Raw genomic sequence first — 19,637 nt, forward strand, 5'->3', positions numbered from 1 at the left:
GCGCGTCCGTTTCAGGGCGCGGCTCGGGGCGCTGGGGGGCCGAGCGGGACGGCGCCGCGCCATTCCACCACGCGGAAGCCGTTCGGCCCCTCCAGCGTCACCACCGCCGCGACCGCGGCGCGGGCGCCGGCCGGCGTCTCCGCCTCGGCGCGCAGGGCGTAGGCCCGGCCGGGAGCGGGGACAGGATCGGGCTCGGCCGCCTCCACGGTCGCAGGCGTCCGCCGGCCATGCGCCGTCAGGCGCTCCGCCAACGCGGGCCACAGGGCCGCGGGCGCCAGGCCGCGCGCCGTCTCGACGGTCGGGAAGGCGACCGCGTCCAGCGACCACGGGATGCCCGCGGCGGCCAGGGCGCGACGCCGCGCCAGCACCGCCGCAGCGAAGGCTTCAGGCTCGGCGAGCCCCGCCGCCTGCGCCGCCGCCGCGAGCTCGCGCGCGTCGGCGCGGTTGAGATCGACCCGCGCATCCTCCGCGCGCGCCGTGACGCGCACCGTGACGCCCTCGAAGCTCCATGGCTGCGGAGCGCCGTCGAGCGGCGGCGGCGGCGGGCCCGCGCGCCGGGCGGCGGACGCCGACAGCGCCGCCGCCGCGCGCCAGAGGCCGGCCTCCGCCGCGGCGCGCGCCTCGGCCGCGCCGACCGCGCCGGCCGCCGCGGCGACGGCGCCGCGGCTGTCGCGGGTCAGCCCCGCCGCCAGCGCGGCGAGCGCGAGACCGAAGCCGAGCGCCGCGACCAGCGCGAAGCCCGCCGCGGCGCCGCGCCCGCCTCCCGGCCTCCCGCCGCCCTCGCGCCGCCCCATCCTCGCCCTCCGTCGCCGCGCCGCCGGCCGCCTCCGCCGCCTCGCCGCTTCATAGGGCGCCTGCGCGGCCCCGGCGAGACAGGAGCTCGGCGGGATCCGGCGCGGACAGGGCGCCTGCGCGCAGCGGCCGCGAACGGGGAGACGGCGCCGCCCGGGTGCGGCCTTGCGCCTCCGCCGCCCCGGCGCGCACGTCGGAGCGGCGGCGTCGCAAATCCGTCGTCAAGCCGCGCTATTCACCCGGTGTTCCCAGACCGAGGCCGCCGCCCATGCCCCCGCCCGCGAAACCCGCGCAGAAGCCCAGCGTCATCGGGCTTTTTCCGACGCCGGTGATGACCGTCCCCTCGCTCTGCCCGCCGGAGCTCTGCGCCTCGATCCTGGCCCAGGCGCGCGCCGATGCGAAGGAGCGCAATGCGCACGACCAGCGCCTCGCGCACAGCGCGATGGTGCGGCCGGAGGACGACCAGCGCTTCGGCCGCCTCGCCAGCCTCCTCGACCCGCACCTGACCGAGTTCGGCGCCGTTCTGCTCGGCGAGCGGCTGCGGTGGCGCGTCAAGGAGATGTGGGTGAACGTCATGCAGGCCGGCGGCCGGCAGGAGATGCACAACCACGCCAACAGCTTCGTCTCCGTCGTGGTCTATCTGACCGACACCTCGGCGGGCTCCCGCACCGTGTTCCACAAGGCGCTCGGCGGCGGCGACTTCGCCTTCGTCAACGAGAACAAGGCGACGCAGGTCTCCGCCTACAACGCCCGGCGCTGGGCGGCGCCGCCGATGCGCCCGGGCGACGCGATCTTCTTTCCGAGCTACCTGCTGCACGAGGCGCCGCCGCATGAGGGCCCCGAGCGGGTGACGCTGGCGCTCAACAGCCTGCCGGAGCGCATCGACAGCTGGGGCTATGCGGTGAACTTCGGCTGACGGCGCCGCAGGGGACGAAGGCGCGACCGCCGGTCGCGCGCGCGGCGATGCGGCGAATCCGCGTGTCATTCCAGCGGCGCATTGGCTAGGCTGCGCGCGGGTCCAGTCATTCCGGAAGCGCGCCATGAAATTCTCGCCCATCGCCTGCACCGCCCTGCTTCTGGCCGGCTGCGCCGGCGCGCCGGCGCCGGAGGGCTTCCAGCGCATCGCCTCCCAGACGGAGTTCCTCGACAAGGTCGCCGACGTGCCGATCACCTTCGACAACGGCGTGCAGCTCATCGCGAACCGCGACGGCAGCATCGGGGGCGACGCCGACGGCGAGACGCCGAAAGGGACATGGCGCTGGACGCCGGACGGCAAGCTCTGCCGCACCGTCACCATCGGCCAGCAGGATTTTCCCGAAGTATGCACCGCCATCGAGATCGATGACGGGCTCATCCGCCTGATCGACGGCGACGGCGCGGTGTTTGCGGAAGGCTCGCTGGGATGAGCGGCGCGCCGCGACGGCGGGCGCGGAGGATTTCCGGGGCGGGACGATGACGGAGCGGCGCGGCGGGGCGCTGCGGCTCGTCGGGCCGCTCGCGATCGCCTTCGCCATCCTCGCCGCGCCGGTGATCTGGCGCCTGACCGCGCCGCAGGAGCAGGCCGCGCTCACTGCCCAGCGCGCCGCGGTGCTCGAAGCGCAGATCGCCAATCTTGCCGACCGCCTCGATCTGATGCGCGACCGGATGGAGGCGCTGGAGGCGGCGCAGAAGCAGGCCGCCCTGGCCCCCCTGCCCGACATCCCCGCCACGCCCGCCCCGGCGGCGCAGGGTTTTGGCGGCTACGCCGACCTGATGCGGCTCTCGGCGCGGCGCTCCTACAATACCGGGTTGAAGCTGCTCAGCACCGCGACGCTGCGCGAGGTGTTCGGCGACCCCGCCGACGCGCTGGGGCAGGAATGCTCGCGGCCGACGAGCCCGCGTCTGCTGGCGCTGCTGGAGACGCGCGACGTGGGCCCGTTCCGCGCGCAGCTCATCAGGCCCGCGCTCGATAGTCTGGAGGCGATCCTCGCGCGCGTGGAGGACGACGACCCCGACCTCTACGCCCAGCTCAAGTCCTATGGCGGGCTCTGCGCGCGGCTGGTGCGCGGCTCGCAGGAGGCGATCTCGCGGCACGCCTTCGGGCTGGCCATCGACATCTCCATCGGCGGCACGCTCGACGCGATGGGCGACGGGCAGACCCAGCTCGGCCTGATCCTGATGAGCGACTTCTTCCTCGAGGAGGGCTGGATCTGGGGCGCCGCGTTCTCGCGCGAGGACAGCATGCACTTCGAGGTCAGCCAGGAGCTCTTCGAGCGCTGGCGCGTCGCCGGGCTGCTCGACGTTGAGCTGCCAGAGGGCGCGGCGCCGCCGGACCTGCCCGACCTGCCGGAGGACGCGCCGCCGCCGGCGGAGTGAGGCCAGGCGGCGGCGAGCGGGTTTCAGCCCTTGCGCGCGGCGTAGCGGGCCTGCGTCTCGGCGTTGGGCGGGTAGAGGCCGGGCAGGGTGGCGCCGGCCTTCACCTCCGCCAGCGCCCAGTCCTCAAAGGCCTCCTGCTCCGTCGCCGCCGCGGCGACCTCCGCCGCCATCGCGGCGGGGATGACCACGGCGCCGTCGCCGTCCGCTGCGATCCAGTCGCCGGGCTCGACGCACACGCCGCCGCAGCCGATCACGTCGCCCCAGCCGGTGAAGTGCAGGGCCGCGACCGAGGCGGGCGCCGCGGCGCCGGCGCACCAGACGGCGAGGCCGGTCTCGCGCACGCCGGCGATGTCGCGCACCGCGCCGTCAGTCACCAGCGCCGCGACGCCGCGCACGGCCATGCGCTGGCACAGGATGTCGCCGAACACCCCCGCCGCCGAGACGCCCATCGCGTCGATCACCGCCACCGCGCCGACCGGCATCGCCTCGATGGCGGCGCGGGTCGAGTTGGGCGAGGCCCAGGCCGCGGGCGTCGCGAGGTCCTCGCGCGCAGGTGCGAAGCGCAGGGTGAAGGCGCGGCCGACGATGCGCGGCCCCGGCGAGATCGGCGCCGCGCCGCGGATCCACAGGTTGCGCAGTCCGCGCTTGAGCAGCACGGTCGTCAGCGTCGCGGTCGATACGGCCTCCATCGCGGCCTTGAGCGCGGCGTCCTCGGTCATGGTCGGTTCTCTCCTGAGAGGCGGCTTGCGATGAAGGCGCCGGCTTCGGCCACGGTCGCGTCGGCCTCCGGCGCGGCGCCGACGAAGACGGGCCAGGCGTGCGGGGCGTCGGCCGACCAGCGCATCGTGACCCGCCCGCCAGCCGCGCGCCAGACCTCCGCCATCGCCGCGGCGTCGCCGGCGAGCAGTTCCGCGCGGCTCGCCGTGATGAACAGCGGCGGCGGCGGGGCGTCGAAGCGTGCGAAGACCGGCGAGGCTAGCGGGTCGCGCGGGTCGCCCCCGGCCATGCGCATCGCCACGACTTCCGCGAATCTCTCGGCAGGCAGCATCGCGTCCGAGCGCATGTTGGCGCGAAGCGTCGGGCTCGTCAGCGTCATGTCGCACCAGGGCGAGAAGGCCGCGACGCAGGCGGGGTCGGGCAGGCCCTCGCGCCGGGCGGCCAGCGTCAGCGCGCAGGCGAGCCCGCCGCCCGCGCTGTCGCCCGCCGCCGCCACGCGCAGCCCGCGCGCGACGAGGCCGCGATAGGCCGCCAGAGCGTCGTCGATCTGCGCCGGGTGGGGGTGTTCCGGCGCGCGGCGATAGCGCAGCACGAGCGCCGGCGCGTCGGCGGCCAGCGCCAGCGCCGCGGCGAGGTGGCGGTGCGTCTCGGGTGCGCCCATGACGAAGCCGCCGCCATGCAGGTAGAGGATCGCCACGCCGCGCTCGGACGGCCCGACCCAGAGCGCGCCCTCGACCTCGCGGGGGGTCGCCCCGGTGGGCATGGCCGCGAGCATCGGGACGGCGCGCTCCAGCCATCCGCGCATCGCGGCGAGGTTCTTGGCCCGGGCGACGCGGGGCTTGTTGACGTGGCGCAGGAAGGCGGTGATCAGCCGCATCCGCGTCGAGGGGCGCGCGTCGCCTGTCATGGCGATGCGGCCGCGCTCAGCCCGCGCGCCGCGCCTCGATCGCGTCCCACATCAGCCCCGCGCCGTTGACCCCGGAAAAGCGCTCGAGTTCCTGGATGCCGGTGGGAGAGGTCACGTTGATCTCGGTGAGGTTGCCGCCGATGACGTCGATGCCGACGAAGATCAGCCCGCGCTCTCGCAGCGTCGGGCCGATGGCGGCGCAGATCTCGCGGTCGCGCTCGGTCAGCTCGCTGGGAACCGCCGTGCCGCCGACATGCATGTTCGAGCGCGATTCGCCCTTCTGCGGCACGCGGTTGATGGCGCCGATGGGCTCGCCCTCGATCAGGATCACCCGCTTGTCGCCCTCGCTGACGGCCGGCAGGAACTTCTGCGCGATCAGCGGCTCGCGGTTGATGCCCATGAACAGTTCGTGCAGCGAAGCGAGGTTGCTGTCGGCCTGCGGCAGCTTGAACACCCCGGCGCCGCCATTGCCGTAGAGCGGCTTGAGGATCATGTCGCCATGCTCGGCGCGGAACGCCCGGATGTCGGCGAGCCCGCGGGCGATCATCGTCGGCGGGCCGAGATGGGCGAAGTCGAGCACCAGCAGCTTCTCGGGGCAGTTGCGCACCCAGAACGGGTCGTTGACCACGAGGGTGTGCGGGTGCACGCGTTCCAGCAGATGCGTCGTGGTGATGTAGCCCATGTCGAAGGGCGGGTCCTGGCGCAGCAGGACGACATCCCACTCCGCAAGGTCGATCTGCCGGCGCTCGCCGCGGGTGAAGTGGTCGCCGCGCTTGCGCCTCACCTCCAGGTCGCAGCCCGTCGCCAGCACGCGCCCCTCGCGCCAGACCAGCGCATCGGGGTGATATTCGAACAGCCTGTGGCCGCGCGCCTGCGCCTCCTCCGCCATGCGGAAGGTGCTGTCCGCGTCGATGTCGACGCCGCTGATCGGGTCCATCTGGATGGCGACGGAGAGCATGGGCGGATCCTCAGCCGGCGGCGGGGGCGGGCGCGGGGCCGAAACCGTCGCTGTTCCCGTCAGGCCGCGGCGTCTGTGCGAGACGGCGCGGGTCGTCGATCGAGAGCACATGGCTGACCACCGACGTCACGCCGGGGATGGCGGCGGCGATGCGCGTGACGCGCTGAAGCTCCTGCGGCGAGCGGGCGAGGCCGATGAGGTTCACCACGCCCCTGTGCGTCTCGATGTTGTAGTTGATCGAGCGAATCCCGGCGTCGGCGACCATCCGCGAGCGCAACTGCGTCGTGATCCAGAGATCCTGGCTGTAGCGCTGGATGCCCGGGTCGCCGGCCAGCGAAAGTTCGTTGATCACCTCGCGCACGCCCGGCGCGGCCCAGGCCTGCTTCACCGCCTCGATCCGCTGGTCCTGCCGCGAGACGGCGCCGCTCAGCAGCACCCTGCCCTCCACGACGTCGACGCCGACCCGTCGGAAGAGTTCGGGCGAGGCGTTCAGCAGGTTGTTGTTTATGGTCGTCTCGATCTCGATGTCGGTCAGCGCGTCGCGGGTGGTGCGCTCCTCCGCGACGGCCGCCGTCGTCACGGCGCCGGCGGCGACGATGGGGACCGCGGGAGAACAGGCGGCGGCCAGCGCCGCCAGGACGCCCGCGACGGCGACGCGGGCGGCCCATGGGCGGGCGCGCGGCGCCCTAGGGTATGCGCGGGCGCGCGGCGCCCGAGGATATGCGCGGGCGCGCGGCGCCCGAAGGAACGTGCTCATCAGGTTCACCATGCCTCGCTCATGCGGGCGTTCTCCACCACGTCCACCGCGCCGTCAGGCCCCACGAAGGCCGCGTCGAAGCGAACGGGCGCGTCGCCCGTCTCTGCGTGCAGCATATACCTCACGGCCGCCGCCTCCAAGCGCGCCCATTGGCGCGGCCCGATCGCGTCGCGCCGCAGCGCGCCGCGGCCGCTCTTGACCTCGACGAAGGCGATCACGCCGCCGTCGCGCACGATCAGGTCGATCTCGCCTTCCGGCGCGCGCCAGCGTCGCGCCAGCACCTCGGCGCCGCGCGACTCGTAGAAGCGCGCCGCGGCGTCCTCCCCCGCGAGGCCGGCGCGATGGTTGCGCCCGCCGCGCCGGGCGCGCGGCGCCGCCGCCTCAGCCATCGCGAGCCTCCTTCGAGAGCGCGAGCGCGCGGGCGTAGACCGACTTGCGCGGCGCGCCGAGCGCCAGCGCGACCGCCCGGCTCGCCTCGCGCACGCTGGCGCCCTTCAGCGCCTCCGACAGCGCGGCGTCGATGTCCGCCTCGGAGGTCGCCGTCGCCTCCGGCGGGCCGATCACGACCACGACCTCGCCCCTGGGCGCGCCCTCGGCGGCGTAGGCCTCCGCCAGCGCGCAAAGGCTGTCGCGCCGCGCTTCTTCGAAGCGCTTGGTCAGTTCCCGGCAGACCGCGGCGGGGCGATCGCCGAGCGCCTCCGCCATCGCCGCGAGGCTGTCGGCGAGGCGGCGCGGGCTCTCGTAGAAGACGAGCGTCGCCGGAACCTGCGCGAAGCTCTCCAGGAACCGCGCCCGCTCGCCGGTCTTGGTGGGCGGAAAGCCCGCGAAGAGGAAGCGGTCGGTCGGCAGCCCGGCGATGGAGAGCGCGGCGAGCAGCGCCGAGGCGCCCGGCGCCGCGGTCACCGGCAGGCCCGCGTCGATCGCCTCGCGCGCCAGCCGCCAGCCGGGGTCGGCGACGAGCGGCGTGCCGGCGTCCGACACCAGCGCCACCGAGGCGCCCTCCGCCATCCGCGCGAGCAGCCGCGGGCGCTGCTGGGCGCCGTTGTGGTCGTGGTAGGGGATGATGGCGCGTTCGCCGAGCGGCACGCCGTGGATCTCCATAAGCTGCCGCAGGCGCCGCGTATCCTCCGCCGCCAGCACGTCGGCCCGCGCCAGCGTGTCGAGCGCGCGCAGGGTGATGTCGTTTGCGGCCCCGATCGGCGTCGCCACCAGATGCAGGCCCGGCGCGAGCGGGGAGGGCGCGGCGCGCGTCGCCCCAGGGTCGGCGTCAGCGTCGGCGTCGGCGTCTGGCGCGACGGCGGCGGGCGCGCGGCGCGGGTCGCGTTTACTTCGCAGTGGCGCTTGCATAGCATCCTGTCGCCGCGGGCAGCGCCGCGGGCAATGGTCTTGAGGATTAGCAGGATGCGCGCCGCCGTCGTTTCAGTCACCCGTTTTCTCGCCGGTCTCTGCGCCTGCGTCGCCCTGGCCGCCTGTGCGCCCCGCCCAGCGCCCACGACGACCGGCGCAGCCGGCGCGGCGCCGTCGCAGGCCGCGGTCTCCGAGCGGCGCGTCGACGTCTCGCAGCCCCTGCTGATCGGCGTGCTCGCGCCGCTGTCGGGGTCGGACACCCGCGCCACCGCCTTCGGCGCCGATCTCGTCGCGGCGGCTGACATGGCCGCGCGTGAAAAGGGTGTGGGGCTTGTGAGGCTCAGCAGCTTCGACACTGGCGCTAATGCGGCCACCGCCGCGATTGCCGCGAGGTCTGCGATTGATGCCGGAGCCGTTGCGCTTGTCGGTCCCGCTTTCGCGATCGCTGCGCGTTCGGTCGCGAACTTAGTCGCCGAAACTGGAACTACGACGCTTTCTTTCACGCCGGACAGCGCTTCTGGCTCCGTTCCTCTTTGGGTGATTGGCGAGCTTCCCGAGGACGACGCAGATCGTATCGTCGGATACGCTGCTTCAACGGGCGTACGATCGATCGCTATCGTCTTCCCAGAGAACCTTTATGGGCAAGTTGCTTCGGCAGCGCTGCGCGATTCAGCGCGCCGACACAATGTTCGTGTTGGTTACGAATTCAGCTATCAATATAGTCCAGATGGTATTGCAGCTGCGGTTGAATCGAACGCTGCCGCTGTGCGCGCCAGTAATGTAGAGGCAATAGTGATACCAGACGGCGGACTTGCGCTTATTTCAGTAGTGTCATTTCTCGATTACTATGACGTTTCGCCGCGCAAATTGCAGTTTATGGGGATGGGGCTCTGGAATACTCCGGAGGTTATTCGGGAGCGGTCCATGCGAGGTGGTCTTTTCGCTGCGCCAGATATGGCGGCCCGTCGAAACTTTGGGGAGCGTTTTGCAGCCGTTACCGGACGCCAGCCCGATCCTCGCGCCTATCTTGGATATGATGCGGTAGCGGCGCTGGTTGACCTTGTGTCCGAAGCGCGTGTTGCAGGGTCGGCAGAACCTTTTTCGATAGAACGAATGACGCGCCAGCGTGGATTCATTGGGCCCGGGGGTACTTTCCGGCTCAAGACTGATGGTACAAATGTCCGGCCGCGCGCGATCTACGAGGTGACCGGGGACGGCTTCGCGCTGCGCGACCCGGCGCCGGCCGGCGCGCCGGGGAGTTGACGCGGGTGGATCGCGCCGCGACCGCCGACGAGGCTTCCGCCTCGCATCCGTCCGAGACGTCGACGCCGGTGGACGCGGACCCGCTCGAGGGGCTCGGCGCGCGCGTGCGCGCCATGGCGGCCGGGCAGGATGCGACGGCGGCCCGCGCCGTCGCCCACGCCGCGCTGTCGGAGGCCGTCCGGTGCGCCAAGGAAGCCGCGCGCGCCGCGCTTGGGGCGCAGGGCGACGGCGTCGCCTCCGCGCGCGCGCTCGCGGCGTCGATGGATGCGGTGGTGCGCGGCGCGCTCGACGCCGCCCTCGCGCTTCACCCCAACCCCAGCCCCACGCGCGGCGAGCGGCTCTGCGTCGCGGCGGTCGGCGGCTTCGGGCGGGGGGAGATGGCGCCGTTCTCCGACATCGACCTGCTGTTCCTGCGCCCCTACAAGCAGACAGCCTGGGGCGAGAGCCTCATCGAATGCGCGCTCTACCTGCTGTGGGACCTGAAGCTGAAGGTCGGCTACGCCGTCCGCACGCCGGAGGAATGCCTCCGGCTCGCCGGCGCCGACGTCACCATCCGCACGACGCTGCTGGAGAAGCGCTTCCTGTGGGGCGACCCCGCGCCCCTGGAGCAGCTCGACGCCCGGCTCTGGAAGGATCTGTTCCAGCGCACCGGGCCGGAGTTCGTGCAGGCCAAGCTCGCCGAGCGCGACCAGCGCCACAAGCGCAACGGCGGCTCGCGCTATCTCGTGGAGCCCAACGTCAAGGAGGGCAAGGGCGGCCTGCGCGACCTCCAGACGCTCTACTGGATCGCCAAGTATCTCCACCACGCCGACGACGTCGCGGCGCTCGTCAAGGCCGGCGCGCTGACCGAGGAGGAGGTCGCCACCTTCTCCGCCGCGGAGCGGTTCCTGTGGACGGTGCGCTGCTGGCTGCACTGGGTGGCGGGCCGCGCGCAGGAGCAGCTGAGCTTCGACATGCAGGTGGAGGTGGCGTGCCGCATGGGCTACGAGGATCGCGGCGGCCGGCGCGCGGTGGAGTGGTTCATGCAGAACTATTTCCGCGCCGCCAAGGACGTGGGCGACCTCACGCGCTGGTTCTGCGCCGCGCTCGAGCAGAGCCACCGCAAGCCGCGCCCCGACCTGCGGAGCTTCGCGCGCGCGTTGGGCCTCGGCGGGGCGACGCCGCTCGCGGCGGGTTTCCTGTTCCGCGACGGGCGCATCGGTCTCGCCGACCCCGACCTCTTTGACCGCGACCCCGCGGCGATGCTGCGGCTCTACGCCGAGGGTCTGCGCACCGGCTCGCTGCTGCACCCCGACGCGATGCGCGCGGTCGCGGCGAAGCTCGATCTCGTCGACGACGCGCTGCGTGCCGACCCGGAGGCCAACGCCATCTTCCTGTCGCTGCTGGCGCGGTCGACCGACCCCGAGCGCGCGCTCAGGCGCATGAACGAGAGCGGCCTGCTCGGGCGGTTCATCCCGCAGTTCGGCCGCATCGTCGCGATGATGCAGTTCAACATGTACCACCACTACACGGTGGACGAGCACACCATCCTCGCGGTGAAGGCGCTGCGCCGCATCCGCGACGGCGAACTGATCGCCGACCTGCCGGTGGCGAGCGAGATCGTGAAGGCCGGGCTCGACATGGAGGTGATGTCGGTCGCGCTGTTCCTGCACGACATCGGCAAGGGCCTGCCGGAGGACCATTCCGAGGTCGGGGCCGTCGTGGCGCGGGATCTCTGCCCGAGGCTCGGGCTCGACGCGGCGCAGAGCGAGCTGGTGGAATGGCTCGTGCGCCATCACCTGCTGATGAGCGACACCGCCCAGAAGCGCGATATCGCCGACCCGCGCACCGTGCGCGACTTCGCCGACGTCGTGCGCAGCCCCGAGCGGCTGCGGCTGCTGCTGGTGCTGACGGTCTGCGACATCCGCGCCGTGGGGCCGGGGGTGTGGAACAACTGGAAGGCGCAGCTCCTGCGCCATCTCTACTACGACACCCGCGCCGTGCTGACCGGCGGGGCGGAGCGGCTGTCGCGCGCCGACCGCGTGGAGGAGGCCAAGGACGCCGTGCGCCGCGCGCTCGCCGGCTGGCCCGCGGCGGCGCTGGAGGCGGAGACGGCGCGGCACTATCCGCCCTACTGGCTGGGCCTCGACGTCGACGCCCATGCCGCCTTCGCTCAAATGGCGCGCGAGCAGGCCGAGGAGCGCGCGGCGCTGACCGCGCAGGGCCGGGCGCCGGCGCCGGGGGCGGAGGACGCGCTGGCCCTGCGCATCGACGCCGACGCCGGGCGGGACGCGACGCGGGTGCTGATCTCGATCGGCGACCATCCCGGCATCTTCAGCCGCATGGCCGCGGCGCTGGCGCTGGCGCGGGCGCATATCGTTGACGCGCGCACCTTCACCACCGTCGACGGCATGGCGACATCGGCGTTCTGGATCCAGGACGCCGACGGCGGCGCCTATGCGGCCGACCAGTTCGAGCGGCTCCGCCTCGCCATCGGCCGCGCGCTTTCCGGCGAGATCGCGCCGCGCAAGGCGCTGGCGGAGCGCCGCCGCTCCGCGCGCCGCCGCGAGCGGCCCTTCGAGGCGCCGACCCGCGTCACCTTCGACAATGACGCCTCCGACATCTACACCGTGATCGAGGTCGACGCGCGGGACAGGTTCGGCCTGCTCTACGACCTCACGCGGGCGCTGGCGAACTGCAACATCAACATCTTCTCGGCCGTCATCGCGACCTACGGCGAACAGGCGGTCGACGTGTTCTATGTGAAGGACATCTTCGGGCTGAAGATCCGCTCGCCGGCCAAGCAGCAGGCGATCGCGCGGCGGCTGCGCGAGGCGGTGGCGGACGCCGCGGCCCAGACGCTCGCCGACTGAGTCCGGACCGATGACGACCGCGCCCGTCCGCCTGATGCGCGGCTTCGCGACCGTGGGCGGCCTCACCATGGCCTCCCGCGTGCTGGGCTTCGCGCGCGACGTGCTGATCGCGGCGCTGCTCGGGGCGGGGCCGATGGCGGAGGCGTTCTTCGTCGCCTTCCGCCTGCCCAACATGTTCCGGCGCTTCTTCGCCGAGGGCGCCTTCAACATGGCCTTCGTGCCGCTGCTCGCGAAGCGGCTGGAGGGTGAGGGGAGCGAGGCCGAGCGCCGCGCCGCGGCGCAGGACTTCGCGGAGGAGGCGCTGGCGGCGCTGACCGCCGTCCTGCTCGCGCTGACGGCGCTGGCGCTCGTGGCGATGCCGGTGCTGATGCTGGCGCTGGCGGGCGGCTTCGCCGACGACGCCGAGCGCTTCGACCTCGCCGTGGCCTACGCGCGCATCGAGTTTCCCTATCTGCTGTGCATGTCGCTGACGGCGCTGTTCTCCGGCGTGCTGAACGCGCTGGGGCGTTTCGCGGCGCCGGCGGCGGCGCCGATCCTGCTCAACGTGTTCCTGATCGGCGCGATGGGGCTGGCGCTCGCCTTCGCCTGGCCGGTGGGCGACGCGCTGGCCTGGGGGGTGCTGGCGGCGGGCTTCGCGCAGGCGGCCATGGTGTGGCTGGCGGCGCGGCGCGCAGGCATGGCGCTGCGGCTGCGCCGGCCAAGGCTGACGCCCGGCGTGCGCCGGCTGGCGCGGCTGGGCGCGCCCGGCGCGCTGGCCGGCGGGGCGACGCAGATCAACCTCGTCGTGGGCACGCTGATCGCCTCGTTCTTTCCCGGCGCGGTGGCGTGGCTGAGCTACGCCGACCGGCTTTATCAGCTGCCGCTGGGGGTGGTCGGCGTCGCGATCGGCGTGGTGCTGCTGCCGGAGCTTTCGCGCCGGGTCCGCCGCGGCGACGAGGCCGGCGCCCGCGACGCGATGAACCGCGCGGCGGAGCTGTGTCTGGCGCTGACGCTTCCCGCGGCCGCGGCGCTGGCCGCCGTCGCCGGGCCGATCGTCTCGGTGCTGTTCGGGCGCGGCGCGTTCTCGCCCGAGGACGTGGCGGCGACGGCGACGGCGACGGCGCTCTATGCGCTGGGGCTGCCGGCCTATGTGCTGCAGAAGGTCGTCCAGCCGATCTTCTTCGCGCGCGAGGACATGGACAGCCCGCTGCGCTACGCCGTGGCGGCGATGGCGACCAACGTCGTGGTGGCGGCGGCCGGCGCCCCGCTGGTCGGCTATGTCGCGATCCCGCTGGGCACGGTTCTGGGCGCGTGGCTGCAGCTCTGGCTGCTGATGCGCGGCGCCCGCGCGCGAGACCCTGCGGCGCGGGCCGACGCGCGGCTGGCGAAGGCCGCGCCACGGCTGCTGGCGGCGTCGCTGGCGATGGGCCTGGCGCTCTGGCTCGGCGCGCAGGCGCTGGGCGAGGCGCTCGCGGCGCCGGGCCTGCGCTGGCTCGCGCTGGCCGGTCTGATGCTCGGCGGCGGCGCGCTCTACGCCGTGCTGGCGGTGACGGGCGGCGGCGTGCGTCCGGCCGATCTGAGGGCCGCTCTGCGCCGCCGGGACTGACGCCGCGCTCAGATGGGCCCGATGGCGAAGCCGCGGCGCGGGGTCAGCAGTCCGCCGGCGAGCCAGCCGCCGATGAAGCCGCCGAGATGCGCCTCCCACGCCACCCCGCCGCCGGTGAGGCTGACCGACAGCAGCACGTTCACCGCGGTCAGCGCTAGGATCGTGCTCCAGAAACGGCGCCGCGGCAGGGCATGGGCGACGACATGACGCCACTCCCACCGCTTCATCGCCCCGAGAAAGCCGAAGAGCCCGCCGGAGGCGCCCACCATCGGCACGAACTCCAGCCCCGTGTCCGCGACCAGGCCGAAGAAGAGCGCGCCGACGACCGCCGCTCCGAGAAACAGCGCCAGCATCGCGCGCTCCCCGACAGCCCGGCACAGATGCGTCCCGAGCGCGAGGAAGACGCCGGTGTTCATCGCCAGATGCAGCATCCCGCCATGGAAGAAGGCGTGGCTGACGAACGACCAGTAGAACGCGAGCGGCACGTTCTGACCGGATCGCCACGCCTCGAAGTAGATGTCGTAGAAGGCGACGTAGCGATAGACGGTCCAGCGCAGTCCGCGTGGGAGCACGCCGATGTCGCTCAGCGTCAGCGTCGTCTCCAGCACGACGAAGACCGCCGCCATGGCCCAGACGATCGGCGGCGCGCCCGTCCTCATGGCTTGAGCCCCGGCCCCTGGCCGGCCCCATTCGCTTGACCGGCGCGGCTGCGCCGCCTATCACCCGCCCGCACCGCGCCGGGGGAATGAGAATGTCGGAAGTCGCTGGCCATGCCCACCGCGTGTTCTCGGGCGTCCAGCCCACTGGGAACCTCCATCTGGGCAATTATCTCGGCGCGGTCAAACGCTTCGTTGAGATGCAGGGGCGCGGCGCAGAGACGCTGTATTGCGTGGTCGACCTGCACGCCATCACCGTGCCGCAGAAGCCCGCCGAACTGCGCGGCGCCATCCGCGAGCTGACGGCGGCGTTCCTCGCCTGCGGACTCGACCCCGAGCGGTCGATCATCTTCAACCAGAGCCAGGTTCCCGCGCACGCCGAGCTGGCGTGGCTGTTCAACTGCGTCGCCCGCATCGGCTGGCTCAACCGCATGACCCAGTTCAAGGAAAAGGCCGGCAAGGACCGCGAGGGCGCCTCGGTCGGCCTCTACGCCTATCCGGTGCTGATGGCCGCGGACATCCTCGTGTACAAGGCGACCCATGTGCCGGTGGGCGAGGACCAGAAGCAGCATCTTGAGCTGGCGCGCGACATCGCCGCCAAGTTCAACCTCGATTTCGAGGCGCCGGACTATTTCCCGCAGCCCGAACCGATGATCGAGGGACCGGCGACGCGCGTGATGAGCTTGCGCGACGGCACGAAGAAGATGTCGAAGTCCGACCCGTCCGACCTGAGCCGCATCAACCTCACCGACGACGCCGACGCCATCGCGCTGAAGATCCGCAAGGCGCAGACCGACCCCGAGCCGCTGCCGGAGACGGTGGACGGGCTCGCCGGCAGGCCGGGCGCCGACAACCTCGTGGGCGTCTACGCCGCGTTGACCGACCGCACCAAGGCCGACGTGGTGGCGGAATGGGCGGGCAAGCCGTTTTCCGCGTTCAAGCCCGCGCTGGCCGACCTTGCGGTGCAGAAGGTCGCGCCGATCGCCGGGCGGATGCGCGACCTGCTCGCCGACCCCGGCCACATCGACGCGGTGCTGGCGAACGGCGCGGAGCGGGCGTCGGCCATCGCCGAGCCGGTGGCGCGCGGCGCCTATGACCTCGCCGGGTTGCTGCGCACCCGGGGCTGAAGGCCGGCGCCGGTCAACCCTCGTCGTCTCGGCCCTCGTCGTCGCCGGGCGTCTGCGCGGGCTCCGGCCGGAAACCGCTGGCGACGACATACATCTCGGCGCTGTCCTTGCGGCTCGCCGGCGGCTTCACATGGGCGACGGTTGCGAAGCGGCGCTTCAGCATCGCGAGAAGCTCATTTTCCGCACCGCCCTGCAGCACCTTGGCGACGAAGGTTCCGCCGGGGTTCAGCACCTCGCAGGCGAACAGCGCCGCCGCCTCGCAGAGCGCGATGATGCGCAGGTGGTCGGTGGCGCGGTGCCCGCTGGAGGCGGCGGCCATGTCCGACAGCACCACGTCGGCCGGCCCGGCGAGGGCGTCCTTGACCACCTGATCGGCGTCGTCGGCGAGGAAGTCGAGTTCGAGGATTTCGGCGCCCTCGACATGGTCGACCGGCTGGATGTCGACCCCCAGCACGAAACCTCGCGCCTTGCCCTGCTTGCGGCCGAGCGCGTTGACGCGGGCGACGGCGATCTGGAGCCAGCCGCCGGGCGCGCAGCCGAGATCCACCACCCGCGCGCCGGGCACGAGGAAGCGCTGGCGGTCGTCGATCTCCGACAGCTTGTAGGCGGCGCGGGAGCGGAAGCCCTCGCGATTGGCGCGCTGCACATAGGGGTCGTTGAGCTGGCGCTGGAGCCAGAGCGTCGAGCTGAGCTTGCGCCCCTTGGCGGTCTTGACGCGGGTGTGGAGCGCCGCCCGGCCGCCGTCCGTCGCCTTGCCGCCGCCTGCGCCGCGCCCCCCGCCCGGTCTGCCGCCGCGCTTTCCCCCGCCGTCCGCCATCGGCGTCAGACCCGGCTGGCGGAGCCGAGGCCCTCGCCGATCAGACCGTAGAGCAGCCCCTCGCGCAGGCCGCGGTCGGCCACGCGGATGCGCTCGGTAGGCCAGAGATTGAGCACCGTGGCGAGAATCGCGCCGCCGGCCACCAGAAGCAGCGAGCGGTCGGGACCGATGAAGGGGTGGCGGGTGCGCTCGTCGTCGTCCAGCGCGACGATCTGCGAGATCACCGCCATGGCGCCGTCGCTGGGCAGCCACATGCCGTCGACGCGCGCGCGGTCGTAGCGGCGCAGGCCGAGATGGGCGCCGGCGAGCGTCGTCACCGTGCCCGACGCGCCGATGAGCTGGTAGGCGCCGAGGGCGTCGCGCCGCTTGCCATAGGGCGCGAAGGCGCGGATCTCGTCCTCGAAGGCGGCGCACATGGCGTCGAACCGCGCCTTGGGGTTCTCGATTCGGCTGAACCTGTCATGCAGCGTGGCGACGCCGACGGGCGCGGAGACCCAGTCGACGATATGGGCGGCCGCCGCGCGCGCGCGGGCGTCCGCCTCCAGCGCGCCGCGGCGGGCCGGCGCCAGCGCCATCAGGAGCCTGCCGCGCAGGTGCGGGGGCGTGCCGCTGAGGTCGATCCAGATCAGCTCGGTGGAGCCGCCGCCGATGTCGACGACCATCAGCTGGTCGGCCTCGGGCACATGGAGCGGCGCGCAGCCGGCGACCGCGAGCCGCGCCTCCTCCTCGGCGGAGATGATGTCGATGCGCAGACCGGTGCGCGAGCGCGCGCGATCGATGAAGCCGGACCGGTTGGCCGCCCGCCTGCAGGCCTCGGTCGCGACCGCCCGCATCCGCCGTACGCCGTGACGGCGGATCTTCTCCGCGCAGACCGCCAGGGCGTCCAGCGCCCGGCGCATCGCGACCTCGCCGAGCACGCCGCTCTCCTCGACCCCCTCGCCGAGCTTCACCGCGCGGCTGAAGCTGTCGACGACCTGAAAGCCGGCCGGCGTCGGGCGGGCGATGAGCAGGCGACAGTTGTTGGTGCCGAGATCGACGGCGGCGAGCGGCGCTGCGCGGACGCCCGGGCCGCCGCTTCGGCGCGTCTGCTCGTTCCTCTCCGCCTGCTCCGTCGATGCGTCCATTCCACTCGATTAAACGAGGGGTGGCTGGGCGGCAAGGCGGCGCATGCGTCCGCGATCAGGCGCCGCCTGCGGCTGCGACGCGCGTAGGCTGCGGCTCGAAGCCGATGGCTCGGCACACTTCGAACGGCAGATCGGGATTGTTGAGGGTGTAGACGTGGAGGTGCGACGCCCCCTCCGCCAGCAGCTGCGCGCACTGCTCGGACGCGATGGAGACGGCGAGATCGCGCGCAGCCTCCTCGTCGGCCGCGTTCTCGAAGGCGCTCGTCATCCAGTCGGGAACGCTTGCGCCGCAGCCCTCGGCGAAATGGCGCATCTTCACGAAGTTCTCCACCGGCAGGACGCCGGGGATGATCGGCGCGTCGATCCCGGCCTTCGCGCAGGCGTCGCGGAACCGCAGGAACGTGGCGTTCTCGAAGAAGAACTGGGTGATGGCGTTCTCGGCGCCGGCGTCCAGCTTGCGCTTGAGATGGTCGATGTCGGCGCGCTGGTCGGCCGCTTCGGGGTGCTTCTCGGGGTAGGCGCCCACGGTGATGCGGTGCCCGCCCTCGCGCGCCAGCGCCTCGATCAGCTCGACCGAGCCGCCGAAGCCGTCGGGATGGGGGGCGAAGACGCCGGTCTCCTTCGGCGGGTCGCCGCGCAGCGCGACGACGCGCGCGCAGCCGAGCGCGCGGTAGCTGCGGGCGACCTGCAGCGTCTCCTCCCGGGTGGCGCCGACGCAGGTGAGGTGGCCGGCCACGTCGAGGCGCGCGCGCTCGCGGATCGCGGCGATGGCCGCCAGCGTGCGTTCGCGCGTCGTTCCGCCTGCGCCGTAGGTCACCGAGACGAACTGGGGGCCGAGCGGCGCGAGGCGCTCGACCGATCGCCAGAGGTTCTGCGCCGCCGTCGGCGTCTTGGGAGGGAAGAACTCGAAGGAGATCGTCGGCGCTCGACGGGCGGGATCATGCATCGGGCAGGCTTCCTTTCGGCGGCGCGTCGCACCTGCGCCGGAGACGCGAGGATGATAGGGCGATGCTGCGCCGCGATCAACACGGGCGGCAGTCGCAGGCGCCGAGGCGGCGCAATCCGAAGACATTGCCCGTCGAGGCGTTGCGGTAGCGTAAATAATGGCAGGGCGGCGACGCCGGAGCGGCGCGCGGCCTGACCGCCCCGCGGCCGCCGCCCCACGCCAGCGCCTCCTCGCGGTCTTCCTGTCGCGCCCTGATCCGGCCAGCCCGGACTCGCTCCAGGCCCGCGATGCGCCGCGCCGCGGGTCGCGGGGGCGTCCGGATGCGCCGGCGCGGAACGTCCCCGCCGGCGCGCCGACCCGTCAGCCGCCGGGCGAGAGCGGCAGGCCCGCCCGCGTCCAGCCGACGACGGATTCGGGATAGAGCTTCACGTTCTCGACGCCGGCGAGTTCGGAGAGCGCGAACCAGTTGGTCGCCGCCCAGTGACCGGTGTTGCAGAAGCTCACGATGGCGTCGCCGTTCGCCTCGGCCGCCAGCGCGCGGGCGCGCTCGAGCGCGGACTCCGGCGCGGTGACGCGGGGCGAGGATGGGGCGAACCAGCTGCTGTGCACGAGGTTGAGCGCGCCGAACAGGGTGCCGGCCTCCTGGGCCGCGTCGTGCTTCTTCAGCCCGCGGAAGAACTCCTCGGGGCGCGCGTCCACCAGCACGGCGCCGTCGCCGCCCTCGGCGGCGCGCACATCATCGCGCGTCGCGAGCCAGTCGTCGGCGATGCGCGCCTCGAAGGCGCTGCGCGCGACCGTCGTCGGCTCCGTCGTGACCGGCAGGCCTGCGGCCTCCCAGGCCTTCTGGCCGCCGTTGAGGATCGCGATCTGCGAGACGCCGGCCGATTTCAGCGTCCAGTAGACGCGGGCGGCGGCGCCGAAATCGCTGTCGGTCGCGCCGCGATAGGCGACCACGACCGGGGTCTCGGCGGTCACGCCGGCGGCCTGGAGCGTCTCGGTGAGCGCCGCGTCCGAGATCAGCGCGCCGGGGTTCTCCTTCGGGCCGCGATAGGCGCCGTAGGGCGTGTTGACGGCGCCGGCGATGTGGCCGTCGGCGAAGCCCTCGCTCACGAGCTTGCCGGCCTTGTCCTTCACCGTCTCGGGCGGACGGATGTCGAGGATGCGCAGGTCGGGCGTGCTCTCGATCAACGCCGCAAGCTCCTCCGGCTCGACGAGCTTGCGCCATTCCGAGGCGACGGCGGGCGGCGCGACGGCGAATGTCAGCGCGACGAGGGCGAGCAGTCTTGTGAACATGGCGCATCTCCTCAGGGCGTGTCACGGGCAGCGGCTATCTGCGCGCGGCCTTCGTCGCGCGCAACGGCGGGCCCGGTCCCGAGCCGCCGGCGGCGTTCGCCGCCGACGCGCCATCGGCGGAGGAACATCCGGCCGTCAGGT

The 19,637-nt window shown here is 73.1% G+C and carries 19 protein-coding genes; 7 read left to right on the plus strand and 12 right to left on the minus strand.

From position 1 onward, the window contains the following. Positions 1-11: 11 nt before the first annotated feature. A complete protein-coding gene (locus tag BLW43_RS03110; protein ID WP_093248332.1) occupies positions 12-794 on the minus strand; it encodes a hypothetical protein in 783 nt (260 codons plus the stop codon). A gap of 266 nt (positions 795-1,060) precedes the next feature. Between BLW43_RS03110 and BLW43_RS03115 the strand changes: the two genes are divergently transcribed. From BLW43_RS03115 to BLW43_RS03125, 3 genes are all read left to right on the plus strand, one after another. Beyond that, positions 1,061-1,708, plus strand: a complete 648-nt coding sequence (locus BLW43_RS03115) for a putative 2OG-Fe(II) oxygenase (RefSeq protein WP_093248334.1) — start codon at positions 1,061-1,063, stop codon at positions 1,706-1,708. Positions 1,709-1,832: 124 nt separating this feature from the next. After that, a complete protein-coding gene (locus BLW43_RS03120) occupies positions 1,833-2,198 on the plus strand; it encodes a hypothetical protein (RefSeq protein ID WP_093248336.1) in 366 nt (121 codons plus the stop codon). A gap of 46 nt (positions 2,199-2,244) precedes the next feature. After that, positions 2,245-3,147: a M15 family metallopeptidase gene (locus tag BLW43_RS03125; protein ID WP_139283969.1), complete on the plus strand. Its 903-nt coding sequence runs from the start codon at positions 2,245-2,247 to the stop codon at positions 3,145-3,147. A gap of 23 nt (positions 3,148-3,170) precedes the next feature. On the opposite strand, the gene BLW43_RS03130 is transcribed toward BLW43_RS03125, so the two are convergent. From BLW43_RS03130 to rsmI, 6 genes are read right to left on the minus strand one after another with little or no spacing between them, the layout of a single operon-like run. Further along, entirely contained in the window at positions 3,171-3,866 is a 696-nt protein-coding gene (locus BLW43_RS03130; RefSeq protein WP_093248340.1) for an RraA family protein, read from the minus strand. Further along, complete coding sequence (locus tag BLW43_RS03135) at positions 3,863-4,771, minus strand: alpha/beta hydrolase fold domain-containing protein (RefSeq protein ID WP_093248342.1); 909 nt, start codon at positions 4,769-4,771, stop codon at positions 3,863-3,865. The genes BLW43_RS03130 and BLW43_RS03135 overlap by 4 nt, the downstream gene beginning before the upstream one ends. Positions 4,772-4,787: 16 nt before the next feature. Next, positions 4,788-5,729, minus strand: coding sequence for a glutathione synthase (gene gshB / locus BLW43_RS03140; RefSeq protein WP_093248344.1), 942 nt, complete (start codon positions 5,727-5,729; stop codon positions 4,788-4,790). A 10-nt stretch (positions 5,730-5,739) separates the two neighbouring features. Further along, a complete protein-coding gene (locus tag BLW43_RS03145) occupies positions 5,740-6,486 on the minus strand; it encodes a BON domain-containing protein (protein WP_175478733.1) in 747 nt (248 codons plus the stop codon). A gap of 5 nt (positions 6,487-6,491) precedes the next feature. Next, a complete protein-coding gene (locus tag BLW43_RS03150) occupies positions 6,492-6,875 on the minus strand; it encodes a YraN family protein (RefSeq protein ID WP_093248348.1) in 384 nt (127 codons plus the stop codon). Beyond that, on the minus strand, positions 6,868-7,833 hold the full coding sequence (gene rsmI, locus BLW43_RS03155) for a 16S rRNA (cytidine(1402)-2'-O)-methyltransferase (protein ID WP_093248350.1): 966 nt from the start codon (positions 7,831-7,833) through the stop codon (positions 6,868-6,870). Before rsmI ends, BLW43_RS03150 begins: the two co-directional genes overlap by 8 nt. Positions 7,834-7,887: 54 nt before the next feature. Here rsmI and BLW43_RS03160 point away from each other — a divergent pair, with 54 nt between their 5' ends. The 3 genes from BLW43_RS03160 to murJ are packed head-to-tail and all read left to right on the plus strand — an operon-like array spanning position 7,888 to position 13,533. Further along, positions 7,888-9,096, plus strand: coding sequence for a penicillin-binding protein activator (locus BLW43_RS03160; RefSeq protein ID WP_175478734.1), 1,209 nt, complete (start codon positions 7,888-7,890; stop codon positions 9,094-9,096). Between the two features lie 5 nt (positions 9,097-9,101). Beyond that, entirely contained in the window at positions 9,102-11,948 is a 2,847-nt protein-coding gene (locus BLW43_RS03165) for a [protein-PII] uridylyltransferase (RefSeq protein ID WP_093248354.1), read from the plus strand. Positions 11,949-11,958: 10 nt separating this feature from the next. After that, the gene (murJ, locus tag BLW43_RS03170) at positions 11,959-13,533 is read left to right on the plus strand and encodes a murein biosynthesis integral membrane protein MurJ (protein ID WP_093248356.1); all 1,575 of its coding nucleotides are present in this window, start codon (positions 11,959-11,961) and stop codon (positions 13,531-13,533) included. Positions 13,534-13,541: 8 nt separating this feature from the next. On the opposite strand, the gene BLW43_RS03175 is transcribed toward murJ, so the two are convergent. Then, complete coding sequence (locus tag BLW43_RS03175) at positions 13,542-14,192, minus strand: rhomboid family intramembrane serine protease (RefSeq protein WP_093248358.1); 651 nt, start codon at positions 14,190-14,192, stop codon at positions 13,542-13,544. A gap of 92 nt (positions 14,193-14,284) precedes the next feature. On the opposite strand from BLW43_RS03175, the gene trpS reads away from it, so the two are divergent. Beyond that, positions 14,285-15,316 (plus strand): tryptophan--tRNA ligase, encoded by a 1,032-nt coding sequence (gene trpS, locus BLW43_RS03180; protein WP_093248360.1) that lies wholly within the window; start codon positions 14,285-14,287, stop codon positions 15,314-15,316. 13 nt (positions 15,317-15,329) lie between these two features. Here trpS and BLW43_RS03185 read toward each other — a convergent pair whose 3' ends face one another. The 4 genes from BLW43_RS03185 to BLW43_RS03200 form a co-directional block, all read right to left on the minus strand. Next, positions 15,330-16,133 carry an RlmE family RNA methyltransferase gene (locus BLW43_RS03185; protein WP_093248362.1) on the minus strand — a complete coding sequence of 268 codons (804 nt, stop codon included), beginning with the start codon at positions 16,131-16,133 and terminating at the stop codon, positions 15,330-15,332. Positions 16,134-16,138: 5 nt separating this feature from the next. After that, the gene (locus BLW43_RS03190) at positions 16,139-17,257 is read right to left on the minus strand and encodes a Ppx/GppA phosphatase family protein (RefSeq protein ID WP_093248364.1); all 1,119 of its coding nucleotides are present in this window, start codon (positions 17,255-17,257) and stop codon (positions 16,139-16,141) included. Between the two features lie 55 nt (positions 17,258-17,312). After that, positions 17,313-18,203 carry a methylenetetrahydrofolate reductase [NAD(P)H] gene (gene metF / locus BLW43_RS03195; RefSeq protein WP_093248366.1) on the minus strand — a complete coding sequence of 297 codons (891 nt, stop codon included), beginning with the start codon at positions 18,201-18,203 and terminating at the stop codon, positions 17,313-17,315. Positions 18,204-18,563: 360 nt separating this feature from the next. Then, on the minus strand, positions 18,564-19,496 hold the full coding sequence (locus BLW43_RS03200) for a sulfurtransferase (RefSeq protein WP_093248367.1): 933 nt from the start codon (positions 19,494-19,496) through the stop codon (positions 18,564-18,566). Positions 19,497-19,637: the final 141 nt, after the last annotated feature.

Origin of the sequence: Rubrimonas cliftonensis (genome assembly GCF_900107585.1) — a bacterium.
Taxonomy (GTDB): Bacteria; Pseudomonadota; Alphaproteobacteria; order Rhodobacterales; family Rhodobacteraceae; genus Rubrimonas; species Rubrimonas cliftonensis.

What these genes read in the sequence shown, in the direction of transcription:
- murJ (WP_093248356.1), top strand. Translation starts at nt 11,959, where the DNA reads ATGACGACCGCGCCCGTCCGCCTGATGCGCGGCTTCGCGACCGTGGGC.
- metF (WP_093248366.1), bottom strand. Translation starts at nt 18,203, where the DNA reads ATGCATGATCCCGCCCGTCGAGCGCCGACGATCTCCTTCGAGTTCTTC.
- BLW43_RS03200 (WP_093248367.1), bottom strand. Translation starts at nt 19,496, where the DNA reads ATGTTCACAAGACTGCTCGCCCTCGTCGCGCTGACATTCGCCGTCGCG.
- BLW43_RS03135 (WP_093248342.1), bottom strand. Translation starts at nt 4,771, where the DNA reads ATGACAGGCGACGCGCGCCCCTCGACGCGGATGCGGCTGATCACCGCC.
- BLW43_RS03160 (WP_175478734.1), top strand. Translation starts at nt 7,888, where the DNA reads ATGCGCGCCGCCGTCGTTTCAGTCACCCGTTTTCTCGCCGGTCTCTGC.
- BLW43_RS03150 (WP_093248348.1), bottom strand. Translation starts at nt 6,875, where the DNA reads ATGGCTGAGGCGGCGGCGCCGCGCGCCCGGCGCGGCGGGCGCAACCAT.
- gshB (WP_093248344.1), bottom strand. Translation starts at nt 5,729, where the DNA reads ATGCTCTCCGTCGCCATCCAGATGGACCCGATCAGCGGCGTCGACATC.
- rsmI (WP_093248350.1), bottom strand. Translation starts at nt 7,833, where the DNA reads ATGCAAGCGCCACTGCGAAGTAAACGCGACCCGCGCCGCGCGCCCGCC.
- BLW43_RS03120 (WP_093248336.1), top strand. Translation starts at nt 1,833, where the DNA reads ATGAAATTCTCGCCCATCGCCTGCACCGCCCTGCTTCTGGCCGGCTGC.
- BLW43_RS03115 (WP_093248334.1), top strand. Translation starts at nt 1,061, where the DNA reads ATGCCCCCGCCCGCGAAACCCGCGCAGAAGCCCAGCGTCATCGGGCTT.
- BLW43_RS03175 (WP_093248358.1), bottom strand. Translation starts at nt 14,192, where the DNA reads ATGAGGACGGGCGCGCCGCCGATCGTCTGGGCCATGGCGGCGGTCTTC.
- BLW43_RS03190 (WP_093248364.1), bottom strand. Translation starts at nt 17,257, where the DNA reads ATGGACGCATCGACGGAGCAGGCGGAGAGGAACGAGCAGACGCGCCGA.
- BLW43_RS03185 (WP_093248362.1), bottom strand. Translation starts at nt 16,133, where the DNA reads ATGGCGGACGGCGGGGGAAAGCGCGGCGGCAGACCGGGCGGGGGGCGC.
- trpS (WP_093248360.1), top strand. Translation starts at nt 14,285, where the DNA reads ATGTCGGAAGTCGCTGGCCATGCCCACCGCGTGTTCTCGGGCGTCCAG.
- BLW43_RS03125 (WP_139283969.1), top strand. Translation starts at nt 2,245, where the DNA reads ATGACGGAGCGGCGCGGCGGGGCGCTGCGGCTCGTCGGGCCGCTCGCG.
- BLW43_RS03130 (WP_093248340.1), bottom strand. Translation starts at nt 3,866, where the DNA reads ATGACCGAGGACGCCGCGCTCAAGGCCGCGATGGAGGCCGTATCGACC.
- BLW43_RS03145 (WP_175478733.1), bottom strand. Translation starts at nt 6,486, where the DNA reads ATGAGCACGTTCCTTCGGGCGCCGCGCGCCCGCGCATATCCTCGGGCG.
- BLW43_RS03110 (WP_093248332.1), bottom strand. Translation starts at nt 794, where the DNA reads ATGGGGCGGCGCGAGGGCGGCGGGAGGCCGGGAGGCGGGCGCGGCGCC.